Source organism: Pseudomonas sp. NFR09 (genome assembly GCF_900111535.1).
Classification (GTDB): domain Bacteria; phylum Pseudomonadota; class Gammaproteobacteria; order Pseudomonadales; family Pseudomonadaceae; genus Aquipseudomonas; species Aquipseudomonas extremorientalis.
On record NZ_FOIH01000016.1, the window covers coordinates 58,464 to 76,026 of the forward strand.

18 protein-coding genes are annotated in these 17,563 nt (G+C 61.3%); 4 read left to right on the top strand and 14 right to left on the bottom strand.

What is annotated here, in order from left to right; translation table 11 throughout:
* Positions 1-229 precede the first annotated feature (229 nt).
* The 5 genes from BMX59_RS27935 to BMX59_RS27955 form a co-directional block, all read right to left on the bottom strand.
* Positions 230-1,045: an OmpA family protein gene (locus tag BMX59_RS27935; protein WP_092242597.1), complete on the bottom strand. Its 816-nt coding sequence runs from the start codon at positions 1,043-1,045 to the stop codon at positions 230-232.
* Positions 1,042-1,404: a DUF4398 domain-containing protein gene (locus BMX59_RS27940; RefSeq protein WP_092242594.1), complete on the bottom strand. Its 363-nt coding sequence runs from the start codon at positions 1,402-1,404 to the stop codon at positions 1,042-1,044. Before BMX59_RS27940 ends, BMX59_RS27935 begins: the two co-directional genes overlap by 4 nt.
* A gap of 9 nt (positions 1,405-1,413) precedes the next feature.
* Positions 1,414-2,229, bottom strand: a complete 816-nt coding sequence (locus BMX59_RS27945; RefSeq protein WP_093128112.1) for a substrate-binding periplasmic protein — start codon at positions 2,227-2,229, stop codon at positions 1,414-1,416.
* 73 nt (positions 2,230-2,302) lie between these two features.
* A complete protein-coding gene (locus tag BMX59_RS27950) occupies positions 2,303-3,232 on the bottom strand; it encodes an electron transfer flavoprotein subunit alpha/FixB family protein (RefSeq protein ID WP_058427425.1) in 930 nt (309 codons plus the stop codon).
* 2 nt (positions 3,233-3,234) lie between these two features.
* On the bottom strand, positions 3,235-3,984 hold the full coding sequence (locus BMX59_RS27955) for an electron transfer flavoprotein subunit beta/FixA family protein (protein ID WP_071491449.1): 750 nt from the start codon (positions 3,982-3,984) through the stop codon (positions 3,235-3,237).
* 505 nt (positions 3,985-4,489) lie between these two features.
* Between BMX59_RS27955 and BMX59_RS27960 the strand changes: the two genes are divergently transcribed.
* Positions 4,490-6,154, top strand: coding sequence for an electron transfer flavoprotein-ubiquinone oxidoreductase (locus BMX59_RS27960; protein ID WP_071491450.1), 1,665 nt, complete (start codon positions 4,490-4,492; stop codon positions 6,152-6,154).
* A 42-nt stretch (positions 6,155-6,196) separates the two neighbouring features.
* Here BMX59_RS27960 and BMX59_RS27965 read toward each other — a convergent pair whose 3' ends face one another.
* A complete protein-coding gene (locus BMX59_RS27965) occupies positions 6,197-7,090 on the bottom strand; it encodes an AraC family transcriptional regulator (RefSeq protein WP_071491451.1) in 894 nt (297 codons plus the stop codon).
* Positions 7,091-7,271: 181 nt separating this feature from the next.
* On the opposite strand from BMX59_RS27965, the gene BMX59_RS27970 reads away from it, so the two are divergent.
* Positions 7,272-8,324, top strand: a complete 1,053-nt coding sequence (locus tag BMX59_RS27970) for an NAD(P)-dependent alcohol dehydrogenase (RefSeq protein ID WP_092242587.1) — start codon at positions 7,272-7,274, stop codon at positions 8,322-8,324.
* On the opposite strand, the gene BMX59_RS27975 is transcribed toward BMX59_RS27970, so the two are convergent.
* The 6 genes from BMX59_RS27975 to BMX59_RS28000 all read right to left on the bottom strand — a co-directional run bounded on the left by BMX59_RS27975 (position 8,325) and on the right by BMX59_RS28000 (position 14,262).
* Positions 8,325-9,128 carry an IclR family transcriptional regulator gene (locus tag BMX59_RS27975; protein ID WP_071491453.1) on the bottom strand — a complete coding sequence of 268 codons (804 nt, stop codon included), beginning with the start codon at positions 9,126-9,128 and terminating at the stop codon, positions 8,325-8,327.
* Positions 9,129-9,311: 183 nt separating this feature from the next.
* Complete coding sequence (araH, locus tag BMX59_RS27980) at positions 9,312-10,277, bottom strand: L-arabinose ABC transporter permease AraH (RefSeq protein WP_093128222.1); 966 nt, start codon at positions 10,275-10,277, stop codon at positions 9,312-9,314.
* A gap of 17 nt (positions 10,278-10,294) precedes the next feature.
* Entirely contained in the window at positions 10,295-11,794 is a 1,500-nt protein-coding gene (araG, locus tag BMX59_RS27985) for an L-arabinose ABC transporter ATP-binding protein AraG (protein WP_092242584.1), read from the bottom strand.
* Positions 11,791-12,771: a substrate-binding domain-containing protein gene (locus BMX59_RS27990; protein ID WP_093128115.1), complete on the bottom strand. Its 981-nt coding sequence runs from the start codon at positions 12,769-12,771 to the stop codon at positions 11,791-11,793. The genes araG and BMX59_RS27990 overlap by 4 nt, the downstream gene beginning before the upstream one ends.
* Before the next feature lie 32 nt (positions 12,772-12,803).
* Positions 12,804-13,625 carry an SDR family oxidoreductase gene (locus BMX59_RS27995; protein ID WP_093128117.1) on the bottom strand — a complete coding sequence of 274 codons (822 nt, stop codon included), beginning with the start codon at positions 13,623-13,625 and terminating at the stop codon, positions 12,804-12,806.
* Positions 13,626-13,782: 157 nt separating this feature from the next.
* On the bottom strand, positions 13,783-14,262 hold the full coding sequence (locus BMX59_RS28000; RefSeq protein ID WP_010208407.1) for a GNAT family N-acetyltransferase: 480 nt from the start codon (positions 14,260-14,262) through the stop codon (positions 13,783-13,785).
* Between the two features lie 190 nt (positions 14,263-14,452).
* Between BMX59_RS28000 and BMX59_RS28005 the strand changes: the two genes are divergently transcribed.
* Both BMX59_RS28005 and BMX59_RS28010 read left to right on the top strand, forming a co-directional pair.
* Positions 14,453-14,785, top strand: coding sequence for a hypothetical protein (locus tag BMX59_RS28005; protein WP_058427434.1), 333 nt, complete (start codon positions 14,453-14,455; stop codon positions 14,783-14,785).
* A 51-nt stretch (positions 14,786-14,836) separates the two neighbouring features.
* On the top strand, positions 14,837-15,103 hold the full coding sequence (locus BMX59_RS28010) for a hypothetical protein (protein WP_058427435.1): 267 nt from the start codon (positions 14,837-14,839) through the stop codon (positions 15,101-15,103).
* A 46-nt stretch (positions 15,104-15,149) separates the two neighbouring features.
* Here the strand turns inward: BMX59_RS28010 and BMX59_RS28015 are convergent, their stop codons facing one another.
* Together BMX59_RS28015 and BMX59_RS28020 are read right to left on the bottom strand one after the other, a co-directional pair.
* Positions 15,150-16,067 carry a PfkB family carbohydrate kinase gene (locus tag BMX59_RS28015; protein ID WP_093128119.1) on the bottom strand — a complete coding sequence of 306 codons (918 nt, stop codon included), beginning with the start codon at positions 16,065-16,067 and terminating at the stop codon, positions 15,150-15,152.
* Complete coding sequence (locus tag BMX59_RS28020) at positions 16,060-17,526, bottom strand: purine-cytosine permease family protein (RefSeq protein WP_092242572.1); 1,467 nt, start codon at positions 17,524-17,526, stop codon at positions 16,060-16,062. Before BMX59_RS28020 ends, BMX59_RS28015 begins: the two co-directional genes overlap by 8 nt.
* Positions 17,527-17,563: the final 37 nt, after the last annotated feature.

The following is a 17,563-nucleotide window of genomic DNA, read 5'->3' on the forward strand; positions in this document are numbered from 1 at the left end:
GGTATTTTATTTTTGTGTGAAACATACCGGCACAGTTTAGAAGTGTACGGGGACAGTTGCCACAATAGTCGAGCGCGCGTTGGAGTGACAGTAAAAACTGTGAGGGTGCACACCAAAAAATGTGGGAGGGGGCTTGCCCCCGATGACGGTGGGTCAGCGACAGATTTGCTGACTGATGCACCGCTATCGGGGGCAAGCCCCCTCCCACATTCAGAGCTGCTCCAGGCTACTACCGGGCAGCGCCCAGTTGGCCTTTTTCGTCAGAGAAGACGATTTCAACGCGACGGTTCTGCGCCCTGCCCCGCTCGGAGGCATTGGCCTCCACCGGGTACTGGTCGCCATACCCTTGCACCTGGATGCGTTTTTCGTCGATGCCCAGGTCGACCAGCACATCAGCCACCGACTGCGCGCGGTCGCGGGACAGTTTGAGGTTTTCCTGCTCGCCGCCGGTGTTATCGGCGTAGCCCTCGATACGCACCACACGCTTGGGGTTCAGTTGCAAGAACTGCACGATCTTGAGCACTGTACGGTTGGCCGAGTTCTTCAGCTCGGCATCACCGGTGTCGAACAGCACATCGCCCAGGGTCATTACCAGGCCACGATCGGTCTGGGTGGTGGTCAGGCTGGCGATCTGTTCTTCAAGCCATTTGCCCTGCTGCTGCACGCTGCTCAGCTTGCTTTCGCGCAAGGCCAGTTGCAGGCGCTGGCGCTCCAGTTCGAGCTTGGCGCCGCGCTCCTGGTTGAGCGCCTGTTCGGTGTGTTCGCGGGCAATGGCGCTATAGCGCTGGCTCAAATAGGCGTAATGCACCACGTCGGCACCGCTGCCCCAGTAGCTGGACAAGCGGTCGGCACGGGCCAGGGACTCACCGGCGCGGATCACGTCCTTGGGTGCAAAGCGCAACACATTGGCGTCTTCCTTGACCTTCTGGAAATCATTCCCGGCCTGTTGCAGGGCCTGTTCGCTGTCGGGATGGCTGGCACAACCGCCCAATACAGCAGTGCCCAACAGCAGCGCACAGCTCAAACCACGGATCATCGGGCTCATTGGGCGTCCCCCAACTGCAGTTGCTTGCGCAGGCGAGTGATGCGGGTGTTGAGCACGTTCAACTGCTCCTGGCTCTTGCGGGTCAACACTTTGGCTTCTGCCAGCCGCGCGTCCAACTCGGCTTGCTCAAAGCGCATGCGTGCATTTTTGTAGGACTGGTCAGCCATGCTCGACTTGGCCCGGGCGAATTTCTCTTCGGCCAGTTTCAGTTCGGGCGATTCATCAGGGTTGGCGCCAACGGCGCTGGCTTGCTCCAGGGCTTGCTGGGTGAGGCGAATTTGTTCATTCGGCGCAGGATCAGCTGCACATCCCGCCAGAGCGACAACGGCGAGGGCCGCGAAAAGAGGTCGAAGAGTCACTGAAAATCCCTACTTTATTGGGGTGCCGACGGGTTGTTGCAATTGCGCTTTCCAACGTTCCAGATTGCGCTGCAACGCGGCTTCCGTCACACCAGACTCGGGCAATTCTGTCATCTTTTTGGCGAGCTGTCCGCGCAACCACGGATCGTTGCAGGCCGAGTTGTGGGAAATCGCCAGGTACAGGCCCGGCTGATCGACGGGCACGTCACGGGCGATCAGGTCGTTGCTCATGCCCAGGGTCTGCGCCATCGCCATGCCGGAATAGCGTCCCGCGAGGACATAGTCGACCTCTCCCAGCAGCAGCTTCTGGAACGCCGGTGTCAGGGACGGCAGGCGTTGCAGGCTCAATTGCTGGCCGGCGAAGGTCTCGAAGGCGGCACTCAAGCGCGCACGTTCCGACACCGCGCCTTTGTGCCCGTGCAGGTCGGCCGCCGTGGTGTAGACCAGCGCTGAATCCTTGCGCGTCCACACCAGGTAGTCGAGCTGCACCAGGGCCGGGTGGATGTAGTCGAGGGTTTCCAGCTCGCCCAGGTTCAGCGGCGCATCGGCGAGGATATCCATGCGCCCGCTGCGCACCTCATCCAGGGCCTGCGGGCGTTTGCCGCCATAGAGCAGGTCGATTTTCAACCCGAGGTCCTTGCCCACCTGTTGCAGCACGTCGGCGGTGGCGCCGATCAGGTGCGTGGGGTCTTGCGGGTCACGCCAGAGCAGGGGCGGCGCGTCCGGGCTGCCGGTGATCACCAGGCGGTCGCATTTGCCGGCGGCCAGCGCCAGGCTCGGCAGCAGTGTGAGGCCCAGCAGTACAGCCCAGGGGCGCAATTCCATGGCGTGTGTCTCCAGCAAGTCAAAAAAAAGCCCGGTCACTAGGACCGGGCTCTTTATAAGTGAAGCGACTGGATTAGACCAGCTTCTCCAACTCAGGGACGGCTTCGAACAAGTCCGCCACCAGGCCGTAATCAGCCACCTGGAAGATCGGTGCTTCTTCGTCCTTGTTGATCGCAACGATCACTTTGGAGTCCTTCATACCGGCCAAGTGCTGGATCGCGCCAGAGATACCGACGGCGATGTACAGCTGTGGCGCAACGATCTTGCCGGTCTGGCCGACCTGCATGTCGTTGGGTACGAAACCTGCGTCGACGGCCGCGCGGGAAGCGCCGACCGCAGCGCCCAGCTTGTCGGCCAGGGCGTACAGGTGCTTGAAGTTGTCACCGTTCTGCATGCCACGGCCGCCGGAAACGACGATCTTGGCAGCGGTCAGCTCAGGACGGTCCGACTTGGCCAGCTCTTCGCCTACAAAGCTGGAGGTGCCAGCGTCGTGGGCAGCGGCGACGGCTTCAACGGCAGCCGAACCACCTTCAGCGGCAACCGGGTCGAAACCGGTGGCACGCACGGTGATGACTTTGACCGAAGCGTTGGACTGTACGGTAGCGATAGCGTTACCGGCATAGATCGGGCGCTTGAAGGTGTCGGCGCTTTCGACCGAGATGATCTCGGAGATCTGGTCAACGTCCAGCTGCGCGGCAACGCGTGGCAGGATGTTTTTGCCGTTGGAGGTGGCGGCAGCCAGGATGTGGCTGTAGCCAGCGCCAAGCTCTGCAACCAGGGGCGCAACGTTTTCCGGCAGTTGGTGAGCGTAGGCCGCGTTGTCGGCGACCAGTACTTTGCTCACGCCAGCGACTTTCGCAGCGGCTTCAGCCACCGCGCCAGCGCCCTGGCCCGCAACCAATACGTGGATATCACCACCGATTTTCGCAGCGGCAGCCACGGTGTTCAGGGTGGCCGGGGCCAGCACTTTGTTGTCGTGTTCTGCGATTACCAAGATAGTCATGGTTAGATTACCTTCGCTTCGTTTTTCAGTTTCTCGACCAGTTCAGCCACCGACTTGACCTTGATGCCCGCGCTGCGTGCAGCCGGTGCTTCAACTTTGACGGTCTTGTTGGTGGAAGCGGTGGAAACGCCCAAAGCTTCCGGAGTCAGCGACTCAAGCGGCTTCTTCTTGGCTTTCATGATGTTTGGCAGGGACGCGTAGCGCGGCTCGTTCAAACGCAGGTCGGTGGTGACGATGGCCGGCAGTTTCAAAGAAACGGTCTGCGCGCCGCCGTCGATTTCACGGGTGACAGCCACGCTGTCGCCGCTCACTTCGACTTTGGAGGCGAAGGTGCCCTGGCCGTAACCGGTCAGCGCAGCCAGCATCTGGCCAGTCTGGTTGTTGTCGCTGTCGATGGCCTGTTTGCCGAGGATAACCAGCTGAGGCTGTTCCTTGTCGACAACGGCTTTGAGCAGCTTGGCCACGGCGAGGGAGGTCAGCTCTTCAGCGGACTCGACCAGGATGGCTCGGTCGGCGCCCAGTGCCAGGGCGGTACGCAGCTGCTCTTGAGCAGTGGCAGGACCGATGGAAACCACGACGATTTCAGTCGCCACGCCTTTCTCTTTCAGGCGTACGGCTTCTTCCACGGCGATTTCGCAGAACGGGTTCATCGACATCTTGACGTTAGCGAGGTCGACGCCGGAATTGTCCGCCTTGACGCGAACTTTCACGTTGTAATCGACAACGCGTTTGACAGCTACAAGAACCTTCATGGATTCCTCGTTACTCTCCGGTGAAAAGAAAGTCGCCTAGGCGAACCTGGCGGTTGATGCTCATCGGCACACAAGGGCACCTCCAAAAACGCAGGCGGCGACCTTGCTCACGGGAAATGATGACCGTTCGTCAGGGGTGACTGAGAGGTCATTCTTTATCGCAGCGTGTAAACTGCGCGCCAATGGTTGGGCACGCGTCACCTGTCTTGCTTTTGGACGTGCTCTTGAAACCTGCTGTCTGCCTACGGTAAGCGCAAAACCGACCGTATATTGACCGGAACGCCTATTCTGGTCAATACGGCAAAATAGCCAGTCATAAGCCGCACCACTGTGATTTATCTAGCCTGCGGGCAATTCAAACAAACGTTTGTATTGGACGCTGCCAGTGGTGTAGATATAATGCGCCACCTAGAGAGAAAGGTGGGTCTTGCCGTTGCAGCAAGACAACACCGAACCTCCACCATTAGAAAAAAAAGCCTGTTGAGCCTTGAGTAGGAGATAGCCTGTGGAACGCGAATACATGGAATTCGACGTGGTCATCGTCGGCGCTGGCCCGGCGGGACTGTCTGCCGCCTGCCGCCTGAAGCAGAAGGCCGCCGAAGCCGGTAAGGAAATCAGCGTCTGCGTGGTCGAGAAAGGCTCCGAAGTCGGCGCGCATATCCTCTCCGGTGCCGTGTTCGAACCCCGCGCCCTGAACGAACTGTTCCCGGACTGGAAAGCACTCGGTGCGCCGCTCAACACTCCGGTGGTGCGCGATGACATCTATGTACTGCGCAGCCCCGAAGCCTCCACCAAGGTCCCTGACTTCTTTGTGCCCAAGACCATGCACAACGAAGGCAACTACATCATTTCCCTGGGCAACCTGTGCCGCTGGCTGGCCCAGCAGGCCGAGAACCTGGGCGTGGAAGTCTACCCAGGCTTCGCCGCCCAGGAAGCGCTGTTCGACGAAAACGGCGTGGTGCGCGGCATCATCACCGGTGACCTCGGCGTCGACCGCGAGGGCAACCCAAAGGAAGGCGTCTACACCCCAGGCATGGAGCTGCGTGGCAAGTACACGCTGTTCGCCGAAGGTTGCCGTGGCCACATCGGCAAGCAACTGATCCAGCGCTTCAACCTGGACAGCGACGCCGACGCCCAGCACTACGGCATCGGCCTCAAGGAAATCTGGGAAATCGACCCGGCCAGGCACCAGCCTGGCCTGGTGGTGCACACCGCCGGCTGGCCGCTGGACATCATGAGCGCCGAGAACACCGGCGGCTCGTTCCTCTATCACCTGGAAAACAACCAGGTGGTGGTCGGCCTGATCGTCGACCTGTCCTACAGCAACACCTTCCTGTCGCCGTTCGATGAGTTCCAGCGCCTCAAGCACCATCCGGTGCTGGCCCAGTACCTCGAAGGCGGCAAGCGCATCAGCTACGGCGCCCGTGCCATCTGCAAAGGCGGCCTGAACTCGCTGCCGAAGATGGTCTTCAAGGGCGGCGCGCTGATCGGTTGCGACCTCGGCACTCTGAACTTCGCCAAGATCAAGGGCAGCCACACCGCGATGAAGTCCGGCATGCTTGCCGCCGACGCCGTGGCCGACCGCCTGTTTGCCGAATCCGAAGGCGGTGATGAACTGACCGCTTACGTCGACAGCTTCAAGTCCAGCTGGCTCTACGAAGAACTGTTCGCCAGCCGCAACTTCGGCCCGGCGATGCACAAGTTCGGCCCGATCATCGGTGCCGGTTTCAACTGGTTCGACCAGAACATCCTGGGCGGCAAGATGCCGTTCACCCTGCACGACACCAAGCCGGACTACGCCTGCCTCAAGCTGGCCAAGGACAGCAAGAAGATCGACTACCCGAAACCCGACGGCAAGCTGAGCTTCGACAAGCTGAGCTCGGTGTTCATCTCCGGTACCAACCATGAAGAAGAACAGCCGTGCCACTTGAAGTTGAAAGACGCGAGCATCCCGATCGGCACCAACCTGCCGCTCTACGATGAACCGGCGCAGCGCTACTGCCCGGCCGGCGTGTATGAAGTGATCACCCAGGAAGACGGCGAGAAGCGCTTCCAGATCAACGCCCAGAACTGCGTGCACTGCAAGACCTGTGACATCAAGGACCCTTCGCAGAACATCACCTGGGTTACGCCGGAAGGCGCGGGTGGGCCGACTTACCCGAATATGTAAGCTCGCAGCTCGAACAAAAAGGCTCCCAAATGGGAGCCTTTTTTATGCTGCGCGCTCTTCGCCGGGATTACGCAGGAAATAGCGTTTATATTCCCGACTGAACTGCGACGTACTCTGATACCCCACGCTATGCGCCGCCTGCGCCACGCCCATGCCGTCCACCAGCAGCAACTGCTGGGCCTTGAGCAGACGCAAACGCTTCAGGTACTGCACCGGCGACAACAACGTGCAGCGCTTGAAGTGCTCATGAAAGGTCGACGCACTCATGTGCGCATACCCCGCCAGCGTCTCGATATTCAGCGGCTCGGCGTAATGGGCATGCAGGTGATTCAACGACGTGGCGATGCGCGAAAACTGCCCCTGCTGTTCCACCAGCGCCCGCAATACATCCGCTTGCGGACCTCGTAAAGCGGTGAACAACACTTCCCGGACCCGCGCCGGCCCCATGATCCGGCTTTCCAGCGGATCGTGCAGACACTCCAATAGCCGTTCGACGGCACCGCGCATCGCATCATCGAGCATCACCGAACTCATCGACTCCAGCGTCTGCGCCGTGGGCGGCGGCCCGGCCTGAATGCCCATGGCCATCACCAATTCGCCCAAGACCACGCGGTCAATGCCCACCGTGACGCCATACAACGGCGCATCGGAGCCCATGGCAAACGTCTCGCACTCGAACGGCACCGGCATGGCCTGGATCAGGTAATGCCCGGCGCCATACTCCAGCGTGCGCGGCCCCAGGTAGGCGACTTTGCTGCCTTGGGCCACGAACATCAGGCTTGGCTCATAGATCTGCGGCCCGCGTGCCACGTCACAACTGGCGCGCAGCACTTGCACACCGGGCAGGTGGGTCGGGGAGAAACCGTCGCAGGGCGTAAGCCCCTCAATCAAGGCAACCAAGGTGGCGTTGGCATCGAGATGGCGGGTCAACAACATGGCAAAAAACTTCGCGAATAAGGGATGAGAACATCATCGCAGGTCTGGCGGCCAATGGATCCAAACCAGGGGCACTCCCGGACGAATAGGCATGAGACTCGGAGCATTTGCCATGTTCGCTCCCAGGGTCGGCGCGCAGAATGCGCCACCTCTACAGTCCAGGCTTTTGCGAGGTTTCCCCATGTATACCGCCATCGGTTATGCCGCCCAGTCGGCCACCACTCCCCTCGCCCCCATGTCCTTCCAGCGCCGCAGCCCGCGCGCCGATGACGTGGCCATCGAGATCCTCTACTGCGGCGTCTGCCACTCCGACATCCACCAGGCTCGCAACGAATGGGGCATCGCCGTATACCCGCTGATGCCGGGCCACGAGATTGTCGGCAAGGTCACTGCCGTTGGTGCCAATGTCACCGCGCACCAAGTCGGCGACCTGGTCGGCGTCGGCTGCATGGTCGACTCGTGCCGTCACTGCGACGCCTGCAAATCGGACCTTGAGCAATACTGCCTCGAAGGCCCGACCATGACCTACGCCACCCCGGACCGCGTAGACGGCAGCAACACCATGGGCGGTTACTCGGACAGCATCGTGGTCAGCGAACACTTCGTGGTGAAGATCCCGGCCAAGCTCGACCTGGCCAGCGCGGCACCGATCCTGTGCGCCGGCATCACCACTTACTCGCCGCTCAAGCACTACGGCGTAAAGGCCGGCGATAAGGTCGGCGTGCTGGGCATGGGTGGCCTGGGCCATATGGGCATCAAGTTCGCCAAGGCGATGGGTGCGGAAGTGACATTGTTCACCCGCTCGGCGAGCAAGGCTGAGGAAGGTCGTCGCCAGGGGGCCGACCATGTGATCGTGTCCACCGATACCGAGCAGATGAACGCCGCCGCCGGCAGTTTCGACTTCCTGCTGGACACCATCCCGGTGCAGCACGACCTGAACCCTTACCTCGACGTGCTGCGCTTTGACGGCGTGCATATCCTGGTGGGTCTGATCGAACCGGTCGACCCGCCCGTCAACGCCGCCAAGCTGGTGCTGGGCCGTAAAGTGCTGGCCGGTTCCTTGATCGGTGGCATTGCCGAAACCCAGGAAGTCCTGGATTTCTGCGCCGAGCACAACATCACCTGCGACATCGAAATGCTCGACATCCGACATATCAACGAAGCCTACAGCCGCATGATCGCCGGCGATGTGAAGTACCGTTTTGTCATCGACATGGCGACCTTGAAGGCCTGATCAGGCCTTAGCGCCCAACTCCGCCGACAGCCGGGCTGCGACCTGTTTGACCACGGGGATCAGCTCGGCCATTTTCTCCAGCGGCATGTAGGGCACGGTACTGGCGATGCTGATGCCGGCGACGATGCGCCGGCTGGCATCGCGCACCGGTGCCGCTACGCAGCGGATCGACGGTTCGTTGTCTTCCAGGTCGAACGCATACCCACCCACCACGTATTCACGCATGCGCTGCTCGAACTGCGCCCAGGATTGTTCCGGGTGCTGCGGCCATTGCAGGCTTTTCCCACCCGCCGGCAGGCTGACGTCGTACAGGCGCTGCCACTCCTCCACCGTGTCATCCAGCAGCAATGCCTTGCCGATCCCGGTCCGCGCCAGCGGCATGCGGTGGCCGACCCGCGAGCGCATTTCCGGGCCATTGCGGCCGGGGTTCTTGTGCAGGTAGAGCACATCGTCGTATTCACGGATGGCCAGGTGGATGGTGTCACCGGTCAGCGCCGACAGCTCATCCAGATACGGAATGGCCAGGGTCACCAGTGGCAGCTCTTCGCGCGCCTGGAACCCCAGTTCGATCAACTTCGGCCCCAACAGGTAACCCACTTGCGGCACCACGCGCAGGTAACGCTCCTCCACCAGGCAACTGGCCAGGCGGTGAGTGGTGCTGCGAGTGGTGCCGATGCGCTTGGCGATCTCTTTCAGATCCCGCGCACCCGCCGCCACGGCCTGCACCACGCCCAGGCCGCGCAACAGGGTCTGGGTGCCAGTGGGGGCGGTATCTTTGACGGGGATGTGGGCGTTTTCCTGCATATCGGGCCTATTAGTGTGAAAGCGGGGGCATTATGGCAAATACCGACCCTCAATACAGTGGCGATCCTAATGTGGGAGGGGGCTTGCCTCCGATGGCGGCACATCAGAAAAACAGGTATCCACTGACCCACCGCTATCGGGGGCAAGCCCCCTCCCACATTCGAATCTTCATAGGGCTCGGGATCAACGCTGTTTCATGCGGTCGATGATGACCGCCAGCAACAGGATCGAACCACGGATGACGTACTGGTAGAAGGTGTCGATGTTCTTCAGGTTCATCGCATTCTCGATGATCGCCAAAATCAACACCCCGGCAATCACATGGCGGATCATGCCGATGCCGCCACTCAATGACACCCCGCCCAATACACACGCCGAGATCACGGTCAGCTCGAACCCTTGCCCAATCATCGGCTGGCCCGAGGTCATGCGCGAGGCGAGGATCACCCCGGCCAGGGCGCCGATCAACCCGTGCACGGCAAAGATGATGATCTTGGTGCGATCGACGTTCACCCCGGCCAGCAATGCCGCTTCCTGGTTACCACCGATGGCCATGGTGTTGCGCCCGTAGGTGGTGTAGTTGAGCAGCCAGCCGAAGAACACAAAGCACAGCACGGTGATGATGATCGGCACCGGCACGCCCATCAGCTGGCCGTTGCCGAACACGAAGAAGCCCTCATCCATCACCCCCACCGCTTTGCCGTTGGAGAAGATGTAGGCCAGGCCGCGCACGATCTGCATGGTCGCCAACGTCGCGATCAATGCATTAATGCGCAGCTTGGCGATGACGATGCCGTTGATCAGTCCCACCACCAGGCCCATGGCCAACGCTGCCGCGACACCGAGCACCACGCTGTCAGTGTCGCGGATCACGATGCCCGCGACCACGCCGGCACACGCAATCACCGAGCCCACCGACAAGTCGAAATGCCCGGAGGCCAGGCAGAACAACATGGTGCACGCGGCAATGCCTACGGTGGAAATCGCCAGGCCCAGCCCACGCATGTTCAGCGGTGAAAGGAAGTTGTCGATAAACAACGCGCTGAGCACAAAGATGCTCAACGCGGCGAGCAGCATCACCCAGTCATCGAGGAATTTGCGCTGGTTGAAACCCGGCCAGAAGCCCTTTGCAGTTTTTACCTCGGACATCATTCACCTCGAATTCTTCAAGCCCGCGAACGCGGGAGAGCCAGTTGCAACAGCCGTGCTTCATCCGCCTGGTCGCGGGTGAGTTCGCCGGTCAGGGCGCCTTCGCTCATCACCAGGATACGGTCGGAAATCCCCATCACTTCCATCAGGTCGCTGGACACCACAATCACCGCAATGCCGCTGGCCGCCAGGTTATGGATAATCTGGTAGATCTCCGACTTGGCGCCGATATCGATGCCTCGCGTTGGCTCATCCAGCAGCAGCACTTTCATCGGCATCGACAGCCATCGGCCGAGAATGGCCTTCTGCTGATTGCCACCGGACAGGTACATGATTTTCTGTTCGGCGTTCGGCGTCTTGACCTTCATGCTTTTGATTTGCCGGTCGGCGTTGGCCTTTTCCCAACCGTCGCGCAGCAGCCAGCCGAACGCAGAATGGGCGCCACGCGCACTGATATTGATGTTCTCGGCGACGCTGGATAGCGGAATGATGCCTTCCTTCTTGCGGTCCTCCGGGCACAGCAGCACCCCGGCGGCGATGGCATCGCGGGGTGAATGCAGCTGCAGTGGTTGCCCACAGAGTTCCAGGCGTCCTGCGGTGCTGCGGGTCAAACCACTCAGCAGCCGAAACAGCTCAGTGCGCCCTGCCCCGACCAGGCCGAACAGGCCGAGAATCTCGCCCTTGTGTACCTGAAGGCTGACCGGCTCACGCAGGCCCGGGCCAAGCAAGCCCTCGACCTTCAGCGCCACCTCGCCCTGTTCACGCGGGCGGTAGTCGTAAATGTCCTGGATATCGCGACCCACCATGCACGTCACCAATTGATCGTGGGTCAGCGTGCTCATGTCATCGAAAGTACGCACGTAGCGACCGTCCTTGAACACCGTGACGGCGTTGCAGATGCGGAACACTTCTTCCATGCGGTGGGACACGTAGAGCACCACTTTGCCTTCGTCACGCAGGCGCGTGATGATCGCCATCAGGCGGTCGATCTCCCGCGCCGACAGGCTGCTGGTGGGTTCGTCAAAGGCAATCACATGGGCGCCACGGGACAGCGCCTTGGCGATTTCCACCAGTTGGCGTTGCCCAAGGGAAAGCCGGCCGAGCTTCTCATCCGGATCGATTTCATCCGCCAGCCCCTTGAGGCAGGCCAACGCTTGCTTGCGCAACCGGCTGCGGTTGACCACCCCGAAGCGCGTCGGCAAATGCCCAAGGAACAGGTTCTCGGCCACCGTCATTTCCGGCACCAGGTGCAGCTCCTGGTGGATCACCGCCACGCCGCTGGCAATGCTGTCGGCGGCGTTTCGGAAGGCCATGGTCTGCGCGCCGATCTGCAGTGAGCCGCTGCTGGGCAGGTAGGCGCCGCCAAGGATTTTCAGCAGCGTCGACTTGCCCGCACCGTTCTCGCCCATCAACGCATGCACCTCGCGCGGCCGCGCTTCAAAGCTGATCTGCGCCAGGGCTTTCACACCGGGAAACTCCTTGCCGATGCCGTTGAAACGCAAGGCCGCGCCGGTCATTTCCACAGCCCGATCTTGGTCAGCTCTGCCTGGAAGTTGGCGCGGGTGATCAGCGTCACTTCGTCCATCGCCGTGTATTTCGCAGGCTCCTTGCCGGTGGTGACCCACTCGTACATCGCCAGCGCGGTGTTGTAACCCTCGATATGCGGGCTGGGCAGCATGGAGCCGAAGAAACCGCTTTCAGCCTTTTTCAACTCGCCGATGGCGTCGGTGCCATTGATGCCGATGCCGATCACGTTGGCCGCCTTGAAGCCGGCGCTTTCGGTGGCGCGTACGCCGCCCAGCACGGTGTTGTCGTTCATGCCGCCGATGATCAGGTTTTTCGCGCCTGCAGGCAGTTTGACCAAGGCCGAGTTGGTCGCGTCCATGCTGCCGGGAACGTCGAGGGTCTTGAGTGCGGCGGTCAGGATATGGTCTTTGGATAGGCCGGCGTCTTCCAGGGATTTGATCGAACCATCGGTGCGCTTCTTGCCGGTGTCGAGTTCGTTATAGGTGTTGATCACCGCGTAGGTGTCCTTCCAATCCCAGCCGCGTTTTTTCGCCTCCTCCGCCATCGCGGTGCCCTGCTTCTGGCCCACTTCAAAGGCCGCCATGCCCAGGTACGGCACGTCTTCCATGAAGTTGCCCTTGGCGTCGACAAAGCGGTCATCCACAGCCATGACTTTCAAGCCATTGACCTTGGCCTTGGCCACGATGGCCGGGCCGAGGGACACGTCCGGCGGACAGATCACAAAGCCCTTGGCACCGTTGGCGGCCAGGCTGTCGATGGCCGATAGGGTCTTCTCGCCATCGGGCACGGCGATCTTGATCACGGTAAAGCCGTGTTCTTTGCCGGCTTTTTCGGCGAAGGCCCATTCGGTCTGGAACCAGGGTTCTTCGGCCTGCTTGACCAGGAAGCCGATCTTCACTTCTTCGGCCGATGCAAAGCCACTGAAGGCAAGGGCGAGCGCGAGGGTGCCTAGAGTCTTCTTGAACATGAACCACCTCTTTCTTGTTATTGGAAAACGCGTTAGTCGTGGTACATCACAGACCGCCCGCCATCGATCATCAGGCAGGTGGCGTTGATAAAAGGCGCCTCGTCGGTCGCCAGAAACAGCGCAGTCATCGCCACCTCGATCGGCTGGCCGATGCGCTTGGGCGGGTGCAGGTCGAACGCACGCTGGCGCTCGGCGTGGGGGTCGGGGAAACCGTTCCAGTAGTCGACATTGAGTTGGGTTTCGATGTAGCCCGGCGCGATGGCATTCACACGGATGCCTTTGGGCGCGTATTCGATGCCGAGGGCGCGGGTCAGGCCAAGCAGGCCATGCTTGGCCACGGGATAGGGGAAGCAGCCGGGGATGATGTGGCTGGAATGGGTGGAGGCAATGTTGATGATGCTGCCGATGCCCTGCTCGATCATGTGCGGCAGCACCGTGCGGCAGCCGTACCAGGCGCCGTCGAGGTCGATGGCGAAGCAGCGGCGCCAGTCTTCATCGGTCATCTCCAGCGGGTCGCGGAACACATTGACCCCGGCGCAATTGACCAGCACATCCACCCGGCCGAAGCGCTCGATGGCCACATTGACCAGTGCCTGCCATTGCTCCCTGGACGTGATATCGACGGGTTGCGCGTAGATCTCGGCGCCACGTTCACGCCAGTGGGTCGCGACGTTCTCGACCTTTTCACCCTGGATATCGGCGATGACCAGCTTCGCCTGCTGCGCCTGGAAACACGCGACGATCGCCTCGCCAATGCCCTGGGCGGCACCGGTGATGATCACCACTTTGCCTTTGAGCCGCTCGCCGTAGATGGGCTCGGGCACGGCGGGGAGTGACAACGGTTGTGCCTGCATCGCTTCACCTGTTTTATTTTTGGTAGTGAGTGCTGATGCAGCCGACTATAAACCCATCTTTTGAAACATCTCAATATATAAATTTGCATCCCATATAGTGAGCAAAGCACAAAAAAATGTGGGAGTAGGCAAGCCCCTCCCACATTTTGATTTTCAGCTAGCCCAAGGCGAAATCACGCAGCGCATCGCCTTCCATTCGGTAACGCACCCACTCTTCCTGCGGCTGGGCGCCGATGGATTTATAGAAGGCAATCGCCGGTTCGTTCCAGTCCAGCACGCTCCACTCGAAGCGACCGCAACCGTTGTCGAACGCGATCTTCGCCAGGTGGCGCAAGAGCTTCTTGCCTGCGCCGCCACCGCGTTGCTCCGGGTTGATGTACAGGTCTTCCAGGTACAGGCAGTTGCTGCCCAGCCATGTGGAATAGCTGAAAAAGAACACCGCAAAACCAATCGGCAAGCCATCGCGCAAACAGATCAGGCCATGGGCGGTCGCCCCTTCGCTGAACAGGCTGCGCTCGATGTCCACCACACTGGCGATCACTTCATGCCGGGCCTTCTCATACTCGGCAAGCTCGGTGATGAAAGTCAGGATCTGCGCAGCATCGCTGGGCACGGCGGGGCGAATCTCGATGGTCATGGGTGAGCCTTGGCAATTTCAAAGCACACATACTAAGGCGCTTTCGTGACGAGTTGCAGCGCATTTTCGTGGTCACTGGCACACAAAATCTTACAGGTGACACAAGACCGTTCGTCGCCATCAAGGCACGAACGCAGAACACCGGCGGACCAATAGAGGGTAAGGACATTCATCATATGGAGACACCCTCATGAAGCATTCCAAGTTTGCTGCCCTCGCCCTGGCTGGCCTGTTGTCTTCGGTTTCGCTGAGCGGTTTTGCAGCCACCTCCTCTACCGGCCCGACCAATCCGGACGCCACCACCGAGTCCCAGAAATCCATGGGCACCGGCCTGGACACCAATGGCGGCGCAGTCATTGACAATACCAATGCCGCCGACCCGCACACCCAGGGTCATGACACTCAACGCCAGGCGCCAGCCGCCGTCGGCAACGGCAAAATGGGTCCATCGGTCAATGAACCCAAGATCAATAAGGGCGATGACTCGAACCTGCCCGGCGCTCCGAAACAACCTGCGCCCTGATCCAACCAACGCCTGACGAACACCCGATCATTTCCCAGTGAAGAGGTACGCATGAACGTCGACAAAGACCTTGAAAAAGAAGTCCTGACCCGCCTGCTGCACGCTCACCCTCAAGGGCTGGGCAAGGAGGTGTTGGATAACTACCGCGGAGAAAAAGTCGTCGCCAGTGCGTTGGCATTCCTGCAGGATCGCGGCCTGATCAAGGATGGGCATGTGACCACAGACGCCGCCGGTGAATATGCGTTGAACCTGCCGATCAAGCTGACGGCGTCGGGTGTGGATGAGGCGCGCAAGCTGGAGTCTGAAACGAGCCAGTAGCCTCAAATGTGGAGGGGGCTTGCCCCCTCCACATTTTTTGCCCCCCCTATTCCCGGAGCAAGGCGTCGACTTCTGCGCTGCCAGGCGATGTAGCCGGCCCCCAGCGTGTCACGGCCAGCGCTGCTGCTGCGTTCGCCCGGCGCGCTGCCTGGGCAGGTGCCAGGCCATCGGCCAACCCTGCAATAAACACCCCGGCGTGGGCATCACCTGCGCCATTGCTGTCCACCGCCGTCACCTTGAACCCCGGCACATGCTCCGGCTGGCCATTGCGGCTCACCCAGCAGCCATTCGGCCCATCCCGCACCACCAGTAAGGCGTCGCCGGGCAGATGACGATTCAGGTCGACCAGCGCCTCTGCAACCGTTTCCGCCCCGGTAAATGCCAGTGCTTCAGGGCCGTTACTGGTCCAGATATCGATACGCGGCAACAGCGCCACCATCAGCGCCGAATCCGGTGCCTTCACCAACGGCCCCGGGTCGAACACCACCTGGATATCACGAGGCAGGGCCAGTAACCAGTCGAGCAGAGCCTGAGCCTTGCCTTCCAGCAACAGGCTGTAGCCACTCACATACACATAATCGTCCGCCTGTGGAACCACCCGCGCCAAGTCGTCGGCGCTCAACTCGCCTTCAGCACCGATATGGGAAATGAACGTGCGCTCGGTGGTGGCCTCGGTCAGCGATACACACAAACCGGTATCTTTATCCGTGCTGGCCGCTTGGGCGATCTCGACACCTTCCGCCTGCATCGCCGCACGCGCCAGCTCGCCGAAACGCCCGTTGCCGTGACGGCCCAGGTAGACCACCGCCAACCCATTGCGCCGCGCAGCCGCCATCACATTGAAGCCACCGCCGGCTTCGAAACTGGCCGATTGCGCCAGCACGTCGCCGCCGGTTGCGGGCAAGGTATCGAGGGCCATGACCAGGTCGACGATGACCTGGCCGGTGTGCAGCAATCTAGACATTAGGGCTCTCGACTAAAGCCGGGCGACGGTCAGCCGCACCGCCCAGCACCGCATAAATCCCGCCGGCCACCAGGAAGGTGACGATCCAGCCCAGGCCGTTGTGGCCCAGCCAGGAGTCGGACAAAGGCCCGGCGAACCAGATGTTCTCGGCGGTGGTGCCGATGGTGGTGAAGCTGAAGCCCAGCACGATCGCCACGGCCCAGGCACCGAAGGCACGCCACTCCACACCGCCGCGATACCAGTAGGCGCTGCTTGGGCTCACGTCCAGCAGGTCCTTGGCGCTGTAGTAGTGACGGTGGATCAGGTCGACCACAAAGATGCCGACCCATGCCGTGATCGGCACCGCCAGCAAAGAGATGAACGTGATGAACGGGCCGTAGAAACTGTCGGCGATCAGCATGAAGTAGATGGAGCCGGCGAAGATCGCCACGATGTCGACGATCACCGCATGCACGCGCTTGACCTTCAAACCGAGGGTCAGCGTGGTGAGGCCCGCCGAGTACACCGACAGGTTGTTGGACAGCAGCAACCCACCGAACGCGGTGATCAGGTATGGCACGGCCATCCAGGTCGGCAGCATGTCGCGGATCGCGACGATCGGGTCGGTGGCCGAAGCCAGGTCGTTGTTGCCCACCGACAACAGGCCGCCGAGGGTGATCAACAGCACCAGCGGAATGCCCGCACCGAATGCTGCCGACGCCACCAGGCGCACCGCCTTGACGCTGCGGTGCTGGTAGCGCGACATGTCCGCGCCGGCGTTGGCCCAGCCGATACCCGTGCCGGCGGCCATGGTGCCGATGCCGATGATCATCGCGCTCAACGGTGCCGGGGTAGCGTTGAACACCGCGCTCCAGTCGATCGTGGCGCAGAGAAAGCCGCCGACCAGGATGTTCAACGCGCCGAACACGTAGGTGGCCCACTTCTGGATCACCAGCAAGGTGGCGTGGCCCAGCCCGGATACCGACAAGGTCAGCAGCACGAAGATGGCGATAAAGACCAGGGTGAGCACCGGTGCGCTTTTGGCTTCGACCGGCGAGCCGAACAGGATCGAGCACAACGACAGCAGCACAAAGGCCGCCGTGGTGGTGTTGACGGTTTCCCAGCCCAGGCGCGACATCAGCGACACCAGGGTCGGGCCGATATTGCCGCGCACACCGAAGATGGCGCGGGACAGCGTCAGGCTGGGCGCACGGCCGCGACGGCCGGCAATGGAGATGATGCCGACCACCGCAAAGGAGCCGGCGGCGCCGAGGATCGCCACGATGATGGCCTGCCAGATCGCCAGGCCGCGAAACGCGACCAGCGTGGCGCCGAGCGGCAAGCCGAGGATGCTGATATTGGCCGCGAACCACACCCAGAACAGTTGCAGCGGGTGGCCGTTGCACTCGCCTTCCGGGACCGGTTCGATGCCGCGTGTTTCCAATTGCCCGGCGCTTTGACCGGAAGATGTACTGCTCATGAGGGGGTGCTCCAGGTGCCTGTATTGTTGTGGTTGT

Coding starts and splice junctions, on each gene's coding strand:
- BMX59_RS27935 (WP_092242597.1), bottom strand. CDS start 1,045: ATGAGCCCGATGATCCGTGGTTTGAGCTGTGCGCTGCTGTTGGGCACT.
- BMX59_RS27945 (WP_093128112.1), bottom strand. CDS start 2,229: ATGGAATTGCGCCCCTGGGCTGTACTGCTGGGCCTCACACTGCTGCCG.
- BMX59_RS27950 (WP_058427425.1), bottom strand. CDS start 3,232: ATGACTATCTTGGTAATCGCAGAACACGACAACAAAGTGCTGGCCCCG.
- BMX59_RS27955 (WP_071491449.1), bottom strand. CDS start 3,984: ATGAAGGTTCTTGTAGCTGTCAAACGCGTTGTCGATTACAACGTGAAA.
- BMX59_RS27965 (WP_071491451.1), bottom strand. CDS start 7,090: ATGTTGTTGACCCGCCATCTCGATGCCAACGCCACCTTGGTTGCCTTG.
- BMX59_RS27970 (WP_092242587.1), top strand. CDS start 7,272: ATGTATACCGCCATCGGTTATGCCGCCCAGTCGGCCACCACTCCCCTC.
- BMX59_RS27975 (WP_071491453.1), bottom strand. CDS start 9,128: ATGCAGGAAAACGCCCACATCCCCGTCAAAGATACCGCCCCCACTGGC.
- araH (WP_093128222.1), bottom strand. CDS start 10,277: ATGTCCGAGGTAAAAACTGCAAAGGGCTTCTGGCCGGGTTTCAACCAG.
- araG (WP_092242584.1), bottom strand. CDS start 11,794: ATGACCGGCGCGGCCTTGCGTTTCAACGGCATCGGCAAGGAGTTTCCC.
- BMX59_RS27990 (WP_093128115.1), bottom strand. CDS start 12,771: ATGTTCAAGAAGACTCTAGGCACCCTCGCGCTCGCCCTTGCCTTCAGT.
- BMX59_RS27995 (WP_093128117.1), bottom strand. CDS start 13,625: ATGCAGGCACAACCGTTGTCACTCCCCGCCGTGCCCGAGCCCATCTAC.
- BMX59_RS28000 (WP_010208407.1), bottom strand. CDS start 14,262: ATGACCATCGAGATTCGCCCCGCCGTGCCCAGCGATGCTGCGCAGATC.
- BMX59_RS28005 (WP_058427434.1), top strand. CDS start 14,453: ATGAAGCATTCCAAGTTTGCTGCCCTCGCCCTGGCTGGCCTGTTGTCT.
- BMX59_RS28010 (WP_058427435.1), top strand. CDS start 14,837: ATGAACGTCGACAAAGACCTTGAAAAAGAAGTCCTGACCCGCCTGCTG.
- BMX59_RS28015 (WP_093128119.1), bottom strand. CDS start 16,067: ATGTCTAGATTGCTGCACACCGGCCAGGTCATCGTCGACCTGGTCATG.
- BMX59_RS28020 (WP_092242572.1), bottom strand. CDS start 17,526: ATGAGCAGTACATCTTCCGGTCAAAGCGCCGGGCAATTGGAAACACGC.